At 44.6% G+C, this 14,736-nt stretch carries 15 protein-coding genes and 1 tRNA gene; 4 read left to right on the forward strand and 12 right to left on the reverse strand.

The features are described from left to right. The first annotated feature begins 74 nt into the window (after positions 1 to 74). From srmB to hemW, 3 genes are all read left to right on the forward strand, one after another. Complete coding sequence (gene srmB / locus ACXAFM_RS05180) at positions 75 to 1,301, forward strand: ATP-dependent RNA helicase SrmB (RefSeq protein ID WP_474833670.1); 1,227 nt, start codon at positions 75 to 77, stop codon at positions 1,299 to 1,301. Positions 1,302 to 1,520: 219 nt separating this feature from the next. Beyond that, positions 1,521 to 2,123: an XTP/dITP diphosphatase gene (locus ACXAFM_RS05185; RefSeq protein WP_014948475.1), complete on the forward strand. Its 603-nt coding sequence runs from the start codon at positions 1,521 to 1,523 to the stop codon at positions 2,121 to 2,123. After that, positions 2,116 to 3,255, forward strand: a complete 1,140-nt coding sequence (gene hemW / locus ACXAFM_RS05190; protein ID WP_474833674.1) for a radical SAM family heme chaperone HemW — start codon at positions 2,116 to 2,118, stop codon at positions 3,253 to 3,255. The genes ACXAFM_RS05185 and hemW overlap by 8 nt, the downstream gene beginning before the upstream one ends. Positions 3,256 to 3,379: 124 nt before the next feature. Here hemW and ACXAFM_RS05195 read toward each other — a convergent pair whose 3' ends face one another. The 11 genes from ACXAFM_RS05195 to ACXAFM_RS05245 form a co-directional block, all read right to left on the reverse strand. Continuing rightward, a complete protein-coding gene (locus ACXAFM_RS05195; protein WP_474833676.1) occupies positions 3,380 to 4,174 on the reverse strand; it encodes a YggN family protein in 795 nt (264 codons plus the stop codon). Between the two features lie 268 nt (positions 4,175 to 4,442). After that, positions 4,443 to 5,015 carry an Lcl C-terminal domain-containing protein gene (locus ACXAFM_RS05200; RefSeq protein ID WP_474833678.1) on the reverse strand — a complete coding sequence of 191 codons (573 nt, stop codon included), beginning with the start codon at positions 5,013 to 5,015 and terminating at the stop codon, positions 4,443 to 4,445. A 2-nt stretch (positions 5,016 to 5,017) separates the two neighbouring features. Further along, a complete protein-coding gene (locus ACXAFM_RS05205; RefSeq protein ID WP_474833680.1) occupies positions 5,018 to 6,796 on the reverse strand; it encodes an Lcl C-terminal domain-containing protein in 1,779 nt (592 codons plus the stop codon). A gap of 110 nt (positions 6,797 to 6,906) precedes the next feature. After that, positions 6,907 to 7,419 (reverse strand): PAS domain-containing protein, encoded by a 513-nt coding sequence (locus ACXAFM_RS05210; protein WP_474827530.1) that lies wholly within the window; start codon positions 7,417 to 7,419, stop codon positions 6,907 to 6,909. Continuing rightward, positions 7,419 to 8,414: a response regulator gene (locus ACXAFM_RS05215; protein WP_474833683.1), complete on the reverse strand. Its 996-nt coding sequence runs from the start codon at positions 8,412 to 8,414 to the stop codon at positions 7,419 to 7,421. The genes ACXAFM_RS05210 and ACXAFM_RS05215 overlap by 1 nt, the downstream gene beginning before the upstream one ends. 278 nt (positions 8,415 to 8,692) lie before the next feature. Continuing rightward, a complete protein-coding gene (locus ACXAFM_RS05220; protein WP_474833685.1) occupies positions 8,693 to 9,403 on the reverse strand; it encodes an LrgB family protein in 711 nt (236 codons plus the stop codon). Beyond that, positions 9,400 to 9,801, reverse strand: coding sequence for a CidA/LrgA family protein (locus ACXAFM_RS05225; RefSeq protein ID WP_474833688.1), 402 nt, complete (start codon positions 9,799 to 9,801; stop codon positions 9,400 to 9,402). The genes ACXAFM_RS05220 and ACXAFM_RS05225 overlap by 4 nt, the downstream gene beginning before the upstream one ends. 84 nt (positions 9,802 to 9,885) lie before the next feature. Then, the gene (locus ACXAFM_RS05230; RefSeq protein ID WP_474833692.1) at positions 9,886 to 10,671 is read right to left on the reverse strand and encodes a LytR/AlgR family response regulator transcription factor; all 786 of its coding nucleotides are present in this window, start codon (positions 10,669 to 10,671) and stop codon (positions 9,886 to 9,888) included. A 139-nt stretch (positions 10,672 to 10,810) separates the two neighbouring features. Next, positions 10,811 to 11,137: a DUF3718 domain-containing protein gene (locus ACXAFM_RS05235; RefSeq protein ID WP_474833695.1), complete on the reverse strand. Its 327-nt coding sequence runs from the start codon at positions 11,135 to 11,137 to the stop codon at positions 10,811 to 10,813. Positions 11,138 to 11,489: 352 nt separating this feature from the next. Next, positions 11,490 to 11,819: a hypothetical protein gene (locus ACXAFM_RS05240; RefSeq protein ID WP_474827542.1), complete on the reverse strand. Its 330-nt coding sequence runs from the start codon at positions 11,817 to 11,819 to the stop codon at positions 11,490 to 11,492. A gap of 189 nt (positions 11,820 to 12,008) precedes the next feature. Further along, positions 12,009 to 12,818, reverse strand: a complete 810-nt coding sequence (locus ACXAFM_RS05245) for an MbnP family protein (RefSeq protein WP_474833698.1) — start codon at positions 12,816 to 12,818, stop codon at positions 12,009 to 12,011. A 453-nt stretch (positions 12,819 to 13,271) separates the two neighbouring features. Here ACXAFM_RS05245 and ACXAFM_RS05250 point away from each other — a divergent pair. Further along, a tRNA-Ile gene (locus ACXAFM_RS05250) sits at positions 13,272 to 13,348 on the forward strand. Between the two features lie 37 nt (positions 13,349 to 13,385). Here ACXAFM_RS05250 and ACXAFM_RS05255 read toward each other — a convergent pair. Continuing rightward, positions 13,386 to 14,579 (reverse strand): ISL3 family transposase, encoded by a 1,194-nt coding sequence (locus ACXAFM_RS05255; protein WP_474825753.1) that lies wholly within the window; start codon positions 14,577 to 14,579, stop codon positions 13,386 to 13,388. Between the last annotated feature and the right edge of the window lie 157 nt (positions 14,580 to 14,736).

Genomic DNA, 14,736 nt, shown 5'->3' on the forward strand with positions numbered 1-14,736 from the left:
ACGCCAGTTTTTCTCAATGTTTTGGTATAGCAATGCTACAATACGCCCCATTCATTTAGAGCGTTTTTTATACTATGACTTTCGAAGAACTCGAATTAGACGAAGCACTGTGTCACGCAGCTGCCGATATGGGGTTTGAAACTCCAACTAGCATTCAAGAACTGGTTATCCCGCATGCGTTAGATGGACGAGATATCTTGGCCTCTGCTCCTACAGGTACCGGTAAAACAGCCGCATTCTTATTGCCTGCGTGCCAATTTTTACTTGATTACCCGCGCAGACAGCCTGGTGCTACACGTATTTTGATCCTAACGCCTACCCGCGAGTTAGCGCTACAGGTTTATGAACAAGCCCTAGCCATAACAAAGCATACACAAATTGTGTGCGGCGTAATAACCGGCGGTATTAACTACGGTACCGATAAAGAAACCTTAAGCAAGAATCTTGATATTCTTGTGGCTACACCAGGTCGCTTGCTTGAGCATATCGAAAAAGAAGCCGCAGATTGCCGAGATATCGAGTGTTTAATTCTTGATGAAGCTGACCGCATGTTGGATATGGGTTTCTCAACGGTAGTTAACCAAATTGCTGCCGAAGCGCGCTGGCGCAAGCAAAACCTACTGTTCTCAGCCACGTTAGAAGGTAAAGGGGTTAAAACCTTCGCCCACGACATTCTTAACAACCCTGAAGTTGTGGAAGCGAACCCGTCACGCAAAGAGAAGAACAAAATTCATCAGTGGTATCACCTTGCTGATGACATGAATCACAAGCAAGCCCTGCTGGTAAATATCTTAAAGCAAGAGACGACTACATCTGCTGTTGTTTTTGTAAAAACTCGCGACCGCTTACAGATGCTAAAAGATTTCTTAGCGTCTAAAGACATTCCAGTGTGTTGGCTACAGGGCGAAATGCCACAAGACAAGCGTAATGCAGCCATGGCTCGCTTTAAAAGTGGTGAAGTTCCTATTTTATTGGCAACTGACGTTGCAGCTCGTGGTATCGACGTACCTAATGTAAGCCACGTTATTAACTTCGACATGCCGCGCAAGGCCGACGTTTACGTACACCGCATTGGCAGAACCGGTCGTGCTGGTGCCAAGGGTACTGCAATATCTTTGGTTGAAGCCCACGATTTTGACATGGTGGCCAAAACCGCACGTTACATGGGCGAGCCACTGAAAGCCCGCGTCATCGACGAGCTACGCCCTAAAAACAAAACGCCTAAGATTGGCCCCAAAAAGAAAAAAGTGAAGGCCAAAGATAAAACCAAGGCAAAAGCTAAGCCTAAAAAGAAAAAGTAAAACACGAGCACGTTGAGGGTGATTGATGCGAAGGCCGAAGGTTGGGAGTGGCTTTCGCAAACACGCGGTAAACACATCCATGTGCGCTCCGCTGCCGCATCCCTGCGGCAGAGGGTTTGCTCAAACCACTCCCAACCTTCGTCCTGAATAATCTCAAGCACTCGTTTAATGCATTCGAGCTTATTTCAGGAATAAAGAAAGAACGAGGAGTCTGGCACAATGAAATTCCCAGAAAAAATTGTTTTAGCCACAGGTAATCAAGGCAAGGTGCGTGAGTTTGCATCCTTGTTTGCAGACTACGGCGTAGACGTTGTGGCGCAAAAAGAATTAGGTGTATCTGATGTGCCTGAAACCGGTACAACATTCGTTGAAAATGCCATTATTAAAGCGCGTCATGCGGCGCAAGTAACAGGCTTGCCAGCTATTGCCGATGACTCAGGTTTAGTCGTCGACGCGCTTGGCGGTGCACCCGGTATCTATTCAGCCCGCTATGCTGGCGCTGATGCAACTGACGATACCAATATCGACAAGCTATTAGCTGCCCTTGATGGCGAAACCCAACGTAAAGCGCACTTCTTTTGTACCTTAGTGTTTATGCGCCATGCAGATGACCCAGTACCCTTGGTTAGCCAAGGTAAATGGCAAGGTGAAATCTTAACTGCTCGCTCGGGTAACGACGGTTTTGGTTACGACCCCGTTTTTCACGTGCCAACTCATGGATGCACTGCGGCAGAATTGGAGAAAGCTGAAAAGAACCGCATTAGCCATCGCGGCAACGCCCTAGCGATTTTGCTTGATAATATGAGAGCGACTTTTGCGTAATCCACCGCTTAGCCTTTATATACACATTCCTTGGTGTGTTCAAAAGTGTCCGTACTGTGATTTCAACTCTCACGGGCTTAAGTCTGACTTGCCCGAAAAAGAGTATGTGGCGCATCTACTGGACGATTTAGCCATTGATGCCAAACGCATTGGCGACCGCCCTGTCGAGACAATCTTTATAGGCGGAGGCACGCCCAGTTTGTTTTCAAGCGAAGCCATGGCTGACATTTTAAACGGCGTTAAACAGCGGGTTAACCTAAGCGATACAGCTGAAATAACCATGGAAGCCAATCCGGGTACCGTTGAGGCAGGTAAGTTTGCGGGCTTTTATCAGGCAGGCGTAAACCGTATATCGGTGGGCATTCAAAGCTTTCAGCCTAAGCATTTAAAGGTGCTAGGCCGTATTCATAATGAAAGCCAAGCCGAAAATGCGGTGAAACAAGCGCACAGCGCGGGGCTACCTACATTTAATTTAGATCTTATGCATGGATTGCCGGAACAAAGCGTCGACAATGCCATGGCAGATCTAAAGCAAGGTATTGAGTTAAATCCCTATCACCTGTCGTGGTATCAGCTGACTATCGAGCCAAACACGCCTTTTTATTCCAAGCCGCCAGAGCTACCTGACGACGACATTCTGTGGGAAATACAGGAAAAAGGCCACAGCCTCCTAGAGCGTGCAGGCTATCACCAGTACGAAATTTCAGGCTACGCCAAAGCGGGGCACCAATGCCGCCATAACCTTAATTACTGGCGCTTTGGCGATTACTTAGGTATTGGCTGTGGTGCACACGGGAAGATTACTGATGCCGCTAACGGCACCATTCATCGTACCGTCAAAGTGAAGCATCCAAGAGGCTATATGGAAATGAGCCGCCCGTATTTAGATACGCAAACGCTGGTTAGTGCAGACGATCTGCCGTTTGAATTCTTTATGAACAGGTTTCGCTTAGTTGAGCCTTGCCCGATGAGTGACTTTAGTGACTTTACAGGTACTGAGTTAACGGATGACGTTAAGCGCGCATTGTCTGATGCTCATCTCCAAGGGCTACTTTCTATTTCAGATAGTCACTGGCAGGTAACTGCTAAAGGACGAAGATACCTTAACTCCCTACTGTCGTGCTTCGTTTAAACCCGCTCTTTTAAGCTCTTTGCTTTCCTGGTTTCTATGAGCACTTAGAACGAAAAAGCCTGCTCGCGCAGGCTTTATTATTCTAATCAGTTTTTAATAGACAGTATTACTCTTCTAACTGCGTCTAGTTTTCGCTTTCGTCATGACGAGTAATGATATTGTAAGGCTTGAAAGCAGGCACACTTGCTCGAAGGTTCTCTTCCGCTACGTCTAGGCGTTTAAGTTTTTCACAAAACCACTCTGCTTTTTTACGCAAGGTGGTAGCTTTATCACCTACATCTAGGTGCTCACCTACGTTATTTAGCTGACGAGTAATTTCCGCTACTTTCTCTTGGTTAACCTCGCCGCTTCCAGTGTTGATGCCGCTAATTGCCGATAATATGCCGCCAACTGAAGTAGAAATAGCTTCCTCAAGCTGCGCTTCAATTTCGCTATCAACGAATTCATCAACGCTTTCCAGCGATCCGGGGCCTATAAAATAGTGGTTACTGGCATGCCTGAATTTATCTTTCACGCGGTTTTGAACGCGCTTCATCGCGGCGTTCAAACGCTCGTAGCTGTCGTGGTCGCTACCAACTAAACCTAAATACACGTGTTCAATGGTATCAATTGCCAAGTCCACACCTTCGGTAGCCAAAACAATCATTTTGGGAACCACATAGTGCAAACCTGAAGAATACTCGTTAAGCCACTGCTTGTCTTGTTCGCTTAAGGTTTGCCAACGTCCGCCTACAAACAGTTGGTTTTGGTCATTAATCTGAACCACAGTACGGGTTTTATCCATTACGCGCAGCTGCGCATTATTTACGGCAATACCGTAGGCAAAATCGATATTGCACGTATATTCAGCTTGCGCCGTTGCACTAAGCCCAGTTAATAAACAAATTGTGAAGAGAAAAGCCTTAAGGCGCGATATCATTTTCATACCATCATTGTGGCTAGCTTACTAAGAAATAAAAAGCCATCATGAGTCTAACGTGCTAAAAATCAGGTTGAACATGTCGAGATGATCAATTTACGCAACACGTAAACGGGTCATTAATGAGAACGATAAATATCTGTATCTTTTACGTTCAGACCTAAAACAACAAAGCACGCATTATAGAGCGTGCTTTGTTGATAAAAAGTCTCAGCATCAGATATTAGACGAAAGACTAATTAGAAAGGATGCAGATTTTAACCTGCACCTATTCATCGGTGTAGGTGCGCACCAAACGTACATATATGAATCGGTCTTTTTCTTTAATGGAATGGCTAGCGTTAAAGAACGCAACAACCCATGCACGGTCCGGATCGTCCGCTGAAGGCGTAGAAGTCCAAAAATCATCCGGAGGCGTTGCCGGAAAAAGTGAGCTGTTAATGGCTGGTCGCACGCAGTCGCGTTCAGCTAAGGTGGCTAACTCTTTGACGTTGGGCAAGCGCCACCCTAGAAGGTCTTCGTTACTCGCCTGTTGCGCAAGCTGTAGCGCCTGCTGCCAAGTATATTTCACCGCTTCACCGCTACACGTCGAGCCATCCCAGGCTTGCCCTTCGGAACATCGTCTCCAGACTAAATCTGTAGTGGTATCCAACAAAGTACTGGTAGTCACTGCTTCAAAATTATCGTTGGGCGTGGTTTCTAGTCCATCTGATAAACATTCTTGGGCATGAACCGACACAGACGTACCTATAAGTAGTGCAGATGTAGCGAACAGGTTAATTGAAGTAATCATTGATTTTTTCATCACTTTTTTGGTGATCGTATTAACTAGCTTACTCATGACTATCTCCCTGCTCTTACTAAACGAACACGCGCCGCTGATGACTTGTTTAGAAAGTTATCTACGCCCGAGTCAAAGTCCAATGCCCATGCATTTTGCGCGTCGTCGCTATTTACCCCGTCTGCACTAGGCACGGATGTCCAATACCAAAGTGGTTCGGTAGAGACTGCACCTGTATTAGGGAAATAATCTTCATCAATAGCAACATCGTCGGCAATGCCTAAGTGCATTAAAGAAAATAGTTCATGATGAGTGGGTAAACGCCAGTCATAAAAGCCACACAAGCCTTGCGCATTGACTGCTGCAACATACGCTGACGTATTACAGTTGGTCAGTAAGCACGTTGCATTCACGCCTGCCTGGTCGCCTTCAAAACCACCATTTACCTCTTCGCTGTACCAAGAATAGGTATAGTCTTTATCTTGAAATGCACCATCGTCAGTTTTCACTTCCCATACTAGCCCGGTTACATTATCTCGAACGCATGACCAGGTATCAGCACTGGCATCTTGCTCATCACCGTTAGCGTTTAAGCGCGTGAAGTCGAAGCCAGCTTTACCACGCCCAGCCTTTTCTATTAAGCCATTTTGCTCAATAATATCAGCGCCACGCTGCCCGTCCTGCCCAGGAAAGTCGTTTTGCTGCGCCTCGGTTAACGCGTTATTGGTAGCCTGCTGTAAGAAGCCTGTGTCGTTTAAAAGCGGCGTAGGCATTGGGCGTACATTTACGTTAATCGTATCTTCAACGCTGTTACCGTTGGCGTCGGTCACAGTGAGGGTATAGGCCACAACGGTAGAAGACGATACCGAAGGTGCTATGGCAAATGTGGATAGCGCATCGCTGTCATCTACGGGGCGATTAGTCGCGTCAGCGGTAGCCCTGCTGCTCGAAGAAACATTATTACTGCGCTCCCACGAATAGATTAGCGGTAAAGCACTTGGAATACTGGTACTGGCCTCGCCTTCTAAAATAACCACTTCGCCACTGAAAACGCCCTGCGAAAACCCTGCGTCAACAACCGGCAAGGTTTCAGTTTCAGATTGAACAGAAATGGTGACGGTATCAGTATCAGTTGCGCCTTCGCTGTCGGTCACTTCTAACTGAAAGGTAAGCTGCTGTGCATCGTTGGCAATGGGCGTTACGATAGTCAAAGTAGAAAGGTTAGTTTCTACACCGGTTATCACATTAGTTCCGCTGGTTTGAGTCCACGTGTAATCGGCTATTTCGCCCTCTGTGGCAGTCGAATCTGAGTCACTACTACCAGTACCATCAAAAACAACTTCAACACCACCGGGGAAAGTGTTCTCTGCTAAGTCGTCCCATTCAGGAACGTCTATACTGGCTTCGGGGGCAATATTCACAGGTGCGACCGTAATTACAGTAAAATCACTGGCTGTATTTCCGCTTTGGTCGTTAACTGAAACAGTAAGTGTATATTCAGTGGCACTATTAACCACCGGTGCCACAAAGCTTGCTGCAGAAGAGCTCGTATCTTCATGAGTAATCGATAGCGTAGGGGACGCACTCCAGTTATACGTGTAATTGCCATCACCTCCGCTCACCTCTGCGCTAAGCGAGTAAGTTACGCCTTCTGTTACTGTTGCATCAGGGCCAGCATTTATCACTAAATTATCATTGCCCGTTCCACCATCGCTCGAGTCACCATCGCCGCCTCCGCCACCACCGCAGGCAGCTAAAATAAATGCGCCGCCCAAAATGGCTAACCCACGCGCCACAGTACGTGGTAAATAGCCTGAAAATGAAGACTTGATTAATTGCATACATACTCCCGCCGCACTTGATGCTAAAACCTCAGGCGTAGTGCGTGAAAAACTCAATGTAGATGAAATTGCAAAGTGGCTATAAGCCTCTGCTGCATTACCTATTGTGGTTAAGATAAGGTGTGTTTTAATTTACTCGCGACTAATCTCGCTTCTTGCTCTTCGGACATCGTAACTTGCAGTGCCTCGAGCTGTTTTTTACCCACCGCCACATCAGTCATGTCGTAGATCATCATACTTATAAAGTCCACCTTTCCCGTTGCGGAAGTAAGTGGAGATAGTGTGATGTTTTGATACATAAATGACTCACTACCTGTAATCGGCCGGTAGTTAGGAAACTTGAATAAATACGGGCGCTGCTCCCATGTCATGAAAGCGCGAGTTTTTAAGTCGAAGACGGGCTTAGCTTTTTTAATAAACCAGTCTTGCTTAATTGAAGGGAAGAGCGAAAATAACGTTTTATCTCTTACTTCGCTCGGCAAAAGTCCACTATGACTTTCCATAAAGCCATTCCATACCTGTACGGTAAAATTACGATCAAGTACAACAATCCCCACATCTACCGTTTGTAGCATGTCCATCATCCAATGGAATTCTTGTAACTCATCTAAATGCTGGCTCATTAGAAATCCTCCAACAAGTGGGCAAGCTTTGAATTCATCATTTTCATGGATTCTTCCGTGAACAACAAAATCAAATCGCATTGAACATTGTAGCCTTCAAGCCCATAGCTAAGCTCTATCGCCAATGTTCGCTTCCACTTAATTTGATTCATACCAATAATTTCAGTGATGGCACGGTGCTGACCAAGCACAATAGGGTGGCCTTGGCTGAAGTTAATATCCATTTGGTTTGCTAACCCCGTCAGGCAGGTTCCAATAAGAATACTCGCCGCATCCATAAGCAGCTCTAATTGAAGCTGGTCGTCTACTTCACCTTCAACGTTTAAAATTTTAGCAACATCATCAAAGCTTGAATCGCTCAAAATACAAAGCGCTTCACCGCTAACACCGGGTCCTAAAAAGCCTTGGCAAACTGCAGTGACTTGTTCGTGACTTTCAATGTCAGAAAGCATCATGTGAAGTTCAGATACTTCAATTAGGTTTACATTAGGTATAGGAAGTTCTACGAAGACATTCATGGTGCGCGCGAGGTGATCGCCCGCCTGCCCCATCGCTATATTGGTTATTTCTTGGTAACAATCGCGAATATCAGGGTCAAGCGGCGTAATTTCTTCTGGCTCTTCTTCTTCGGCGTGAAGAATATTATATTTATCAAGAACCTCAGCAAGCTTTTTGGGGTCTACAGGCTTGCGGATAAAGTCCAACGCCCCGAGCGACGTCACTCTTTCGTGCGCTTCCGGTTGAATGTCACCAGACACCACAATAACCTTAGTTTTAAGACCACGCTGTTGGATAGCCTCTAAAGTGCCGTACCCGTCAAGCACTGGCATATTCAAATCTAAAAGTAAAAGATCGCCTTTGCCATCGGCGAGCGCAGTCAAAGCATCTTGGCCATTCTTTGCAAAGTGCACGGCTACGTCCCAATCTTGGGGAAGGCACTTAGCTACTTGCTTGCGCGCAACTAACGAGTCGTCACATACGAGTACTGAAAACATTAAGTTCTTTTACCACCTAGCTTTTACAACCAGCTGCCGCTGATATTTTCTAGTAATTTCAACTGTATCGGCACAACTACTGTGAACTGAAGTAATGATTTCTGCTTCAGGTACAGTAAGCGGTAGTGCCCTATCGGCGTTATAAACAGATAACCTGTATATGGTGATACGAAACACCTCACTAAGAAATAGCACTTTTGGGGAATATTGCCAGCGTGTTTTACATTTAACTATAAGCTTACAACATAGCTATAAGTTTGAAGTCTCGGGCTGAAAGTTTAAACAAAAACGCCAAAGATTAGGGGGAGTATCAAAGCCGTAAATATCCCGTTTACACAAAGCCCAAGGGTAGCCATAGCGGCGACGTCCTCACCCATTTGTATTGATTTGGCGGTTCCAATAGCATGCGCAACAGTACCTAAAGCAATGCCCTGTGCCTGTCGGTCACGCACGTCAAATACAGAGAATACCCCGGTCGCTACAATAGCGCCCACAATACCTGTAGTGATAACAAAAACGGCTGCTAGCGCGGGAATTCCGCCGATGTGAGCACTGGCTTCCATCGCAAGAGGTGTGGTGATTGATTTAGCTAACATGGTCATTTTTAGGGCCGATGGTGCATCCAACGCAAAAAGCGTGAGCCATGCGGTAACAGGCGCAATTATTCCACCAAAGCCAATACTGACTATTAACCTCCATCCGTAGTGCTTTAAATACTGCCATTGCCGATAAATTGGTAATGCAAGCGCTACAGTAACAGGCCCTAATAGCCAATGAAATAATGATGCCGAGTTCTGATACTCAACAACTTCAGTATTAGTCAAATAAAGGAGTACAGAAACAAACGCAGCCGTAAAAATAATGGGGTGCGCGATTGGGTGACCGTTACATTTTTTATTAACCCAAAGCGCAATAAGGTAACCGATAACAGTGATACATAGCCATAACAGCCCATTTAAGCTAACTACCTGATTCAAAGCATCAATCATTCAAGCTCCCCTTCCGTTTGTGAAGCGCTGGAAGGTTTATTCAATTTGCTACAAAATAACTTCTGTGCGAACCAAGCTGTGACGCCTAAGCTTAATGAAGTAGTAAGGAGAATGGCAATGGCGATTGCTGGCGCATTGGCTTCAATATCATCCCAATAGATAGACACACCAAGTACGGCGGGAACGAAAAACAGTGACATATGTTTTAAGGGAAGAGTAACAAACCGAGCAGTAGGCATTTCCAGCTTTGGAGATATGAAAAGCATACCAAGCAGCAAACAAAGCCCAACCAATGGCCCTGGAATAGGTAACGCCAACATGGTAACGGCGAAAAGCCCAGCATAATACGCAGCGAAAACCACTATGGCCCCCACTACTGCGTTACTTACATTTCGCACTTTCTGTCCTTGCCTTTAAGTATAAAGTACTAAGTGTAACGATTAGCGAGTTCCACCACCAGCGGGACTATGGTCTTATGGGCCTTATGTTCTTTCTTGATTTTCTTGGCCCTCGACATGCCAAAACTGATAGTAGTACTTGTGGGTTATTTTAAAGATCTCGCCATCTTGCATAACCACTCTTTGCTGATTTAGCCTTTGTTCTAAATGCGCGACGTGCTTGGCATTTACTGCTACTGAGCGATTACAGCGCTTAAAGTACTGCTCGCCAAGACGCTTCAGTAATTCACACAAAGTTGTGCGAACCACATAACATTCAGACAGTGTTTGTACACACATGTAGTCCCCTGCCGCTTCTATCCATTTAATATCGGCGGGATTTAAGCAACACCACCCATTCTCAGTTCTAATACTAACCACATGAGGTTTGATACTCTTGCTTAACTGTTGGCGTAATGTCGCTAACAACGCGGGCTTAGATACCCCGTACTGTTTGCACAGCCCTTTTACCATTGTGTTAAATTGAAAATCACGTTCGAAACAGTCAAATTTGCTTTTAACGTATCCAATAGCACGTATTAACTGGTCCTCTTCAAAAGGCGGTGTAATAAAACCCGATGCGTTGTGCGAGAACGCCAGAAGTGCCTCTTCATCCATGTCGCCCACCGCCAACCAATACTTTGAAGCAAGATTACGGCATGACTTTGAAACCGAATAGAAACCGATTGATTGAGGGTACTTTTCAGCCAAAGCTAAACAGTGACCCACCGACTCAGCTCCAAAAACATGGCTAAACAGGTTTAGTTGCTTCAAGATTTTGCAAAGTGAAGCTTGCTTAGATGCAGATTGTAAGAATACTAATGAGATCATCTGCACTCCCTTTGCAATTTAATTGATGCTATAACTTGCTAGGCCCTATGGCGCTGCGGTTTAAAGAAATAGCTGAAGAAAGATGAAAAAAAACGGGCTATGCATCACATAGCCCTAAGTCCAGGGCAAAAAACTCAAATTAGCGTTTAGCGGTCAATATGCTTGGGCTTGCATTTACTCGGCGCGCGATATGCTGAGCATTCTTAGACGCGTTATGAGTAGCTGCAAAGGTCAACATATCTTGGCCATTACAAACCAAACCCTCGTGCAGGTCTCTCATATTTAAGCCTGTTGCTTTTACCGCGCGATGTAATTTAAAGCGGCTATCGCTCTTTACGGCTTCACATACAGCAATTAGCTTATCTTCTATCTCTGCTGGGTAAGAGCCAGCATTAGCAGCAGTAGCAGTTAAAGAAAGTGTGGTTCCTAGTAAAGCGATTTGGGTAACACGGCGTAACGTAAACATAACAATTTCCTCTGATAATATTAGGCAACGCGGTGACGACCTCTACTTGTCGCCGCACCCATAACCTAGTTAAGTTTTATGATGTTTACGCTACAGAAGCGTTAAAATACGGTTACCTGAGTTGTAGCGATAAGCGCACAAAAGATAAGGTTTAACTATCTATCTAAACTGTTATTAGTCGCGCTGAAGACACACTTTGAAACAGTCAGGAGGTGAGAGGGAGTAGCGGAAGAACTTAAATCAGTAGGGGGGTAATAACAGGTGTTAACTCTCAAGAGCCAAACAATTGGGGTCAGATTGCCTAACCCCACCTTGCTAAAAGCCGGCTTACCTGCAAGAGGTAGCTCTGCTTTTAGAAAATACTGTCTTGGTGAATTTTAATAAACATACCCGTACCAATTTTCGAGTAATCAATTTTATATTCTTTTCCATTTAGCGTTTGAATAAACACTAACGTTTTTTCGTCGCCGAAAACATCGCTAGACGTTACATCGACTAGTTCCATATCCATCATTTTCGCATCTCGCTTATTCTCAGGTACTTTACCTTCGTATTGCTTAATGCCTTTGTAGGTTACAATGATTGGCGGGTTTTCATCGCCATTGATAACCAATAGATCTAACTTTCTAATTTTATGAATGATGGTGTTTCGACCACTTGTAATGAAGGGTTTTTCAGTCATTCTCATCTCCGCGACCGCTTACCTGCTTTTTTTATAATTAACATAAATTGTGAACGTCGAGTCTATCACGATGTTAATAATCAGCACATAAGCATTTGGTTGATATATGTGTGCAAAGTATAAACATAAATTGCGAAATGTGAGCAATAAATCGCTAATTTTTAGTGTTTAATTATGTTTATTTCAATTTTACTGCCATTTTATCCACGGTCTATAAACGAGATTATGGATAAGCTTCTCACAGGGCTTAGTTTCAGGAGACTTGAAAACACAGCTTTCAGCTTCGTTTATATCAACTTGTGCCACTATGTTTGAAACAGAAACCTCCAAGTCTAAGTCAGTATCTAACTGAGTCATTGGCAAAATAAACTCTACGCGATTAGTAAATGCACATGACTTTTCAGGGGGCGCTGATGCTGACTCAGATGAACACCCTACGCTTCCCAAATGATAAGACCATTTACGTGTTTCTTTACCATTTTTTGAAACATCCAGCCTTAAAAACTGGTGCCCATTTTGACGACTTGAAAACATCGTTTTATCGTTCAAAGGCGTTTGTTGAGTAAGGAGATCAGCGTGGTTAACATCAAAAGGTAACCCCATAGTAAAACGGAGGTTAGTTGCTAACTTTAAGAGTTCCTCTGACACATCTAACACTATTTTGCTGTTAGCATCGTCTGGGTTGCTGCACTTATTGTGAAACTTCAACAGTGCTTCATTTGGCGTTTGCCATTGAGTTTGCTTGAACTTCACCCGTTGCCATTTTCCATCTATGCGCACTTCGGGTTTACTAAGATAGAATCCGAAATAATCGATATTCCAACGCTGCTGCCCAATGCTCATGATCATTGGGCACGCGCCCGTATCCACACCCACAAGTTTAAAGGGTATTTCTCCCGCTTCGCGCCCTTTTAGGTTAATCACGTCGCACCCTACCAATGTAAGCAATGTAGAGAAAAGCAACGTATATATAACTTTCATGTGAAAAGGTATTTTCATTTACTTCAGTAATTCCTTCAAATATTCCACAGCCAAAAACCGCTGCACTTTCACTCACCACATAATCGATAAAATGAGCGCACTATTTTTAAACGCAATAGTGCTGCTTTTAGCGTTTGTGAGTCAAGGCTCGCTAACATGCCAAAAGAGTAAATAAGCGTTATTGGGGCAAAAAAGTGTTAGCTTTTCTTCCAGTACTTTTCCGTATTGCTTTTTTCTAGTGCTTTCTTCTAAGTAATTAGGGGGGTGGGAAGTATTGGATTTCGAATAATGTTTGCTAACGCTATTCATAAAACAAGCAAAACAGCGACAAAGTGAACAAAAATAAAGCAAACAATTCACAAAGCCATCAGCTAGGCGTGACAAGGTAAATAAAACTGCTTATACTTGCGCTCGCTTGTGGTTGTTATGCAAAGCAATTTGCAGACATAATTACACAGCACATCTCAAAATGGCCCCATAGCTCAGTTGGTTAGAGCATCCGACTCATAATCGGCAGGTCCCCTGTTCAAGTCAGGGTGGGGCCACCATTTTTTCGGCTCTACCCCATAAACGGGGGATCAGCATTCACCTTACACGATTGATAACACCATCCCATCCGCAATGGGTCATCACTCTTATTCGATAATTTTCAAAGTTTCTAAAACCATACGCTCTTCTCGATATCATTTCCATTTTGTTGTGGAAGCCTTCAGTGATCCCGTTGTTTCGTGTAAAGCGCCACATGGCGATGATAGGTTGCAACCACGAAGTTAAGGTTTTGGCCAGTGTACGAAGTGGACTGTGATGTAACTGTTCAAGCAAGTCTAAGAACCTCGGTAATGTCTGCTCCATTCGTTTTTCATTCATAGTCTTTAACAGCATATACCTGATGAGCTTCTGTTTGACCTCATACAGTGTTTTTAACACCGGATAGTCAGCTAAGTAGCGTTGTAGGTTGTTGTTATTCTCCTCGCTTAAATGCCATTGATGTCGTCGCATCAAACTAAGTAAACCCCGATTCTTACGTCCTTCAGGGTGGTGTTGCTGCCACGCTTTTAAGAAGTGATGGTTTATCAAGCGCACCACATGAAAACGGTCAGCGACTATCGTAGCATTAGGGAAATAGCGTTTGGCAATACCACGATAGGTTTCCGATAAGTCCATCGCGATGAGCTTAACGTTCTCTTTATTGGGAAGGTGGCGTAAGTACGAGCGTAAACTTAATTCAGAACGTCCCAGTTTTACATCAAACACACTACGATGTCGTAAATCTACAAACGTCGTCGCATAACCCTTCTTACGGGTAAAAAAGTGTTCATCTATCCCCAGCATCTCTGGGCAGGGGCGACTGATAATCTCTTTATATTTTTGGCTGATGTGTGATTGGTACCAACGCTCTACCGTAGTGGGACTAATGCGATGTGTGCGTGAGATACCACGCTGCGTAACACCACCGTGGTGCGCTTCAAAGACTTCTAAGCGAAAGCACTCCGACGCCCGATAGCGTGGCCGGATCCCAACAAAAGGGTGCCTGAAATAACGACCACAGCATCGACAGTGATACTTAGGTACCTTTAAATGTAGTGTTAGCACCTGATTACCTTGGCGCGTGTGCTTCACAGTACGCTTATGTGTGGCTTTTATGCGTAAATGTCGACTCTCACAATGTTTGCATAGCGGCTTTTTAGTGGGCTTTGCCCACACTTCAATAAAATCATGTCGATGAACACGTTCTATTTCTAACTCACTTATGCCTAAAATAGTACCTGCGTGGGACATCTGTACTCTCCATTAAATGATTCTTCGCAAAATCAGTTTAATGAATGCGGATGTCCCCCGTTAATGATGAAGAGCCTAACACCGCCCCTTTCCCATGATGAGGTCCGTTGTACACTACTACTCAAACTTAAAAAAAGCGCCTTTATTAAAACTGTAA

The organism is Alteromonas sp. ABD4_190, from assembly GCF_056160105.1.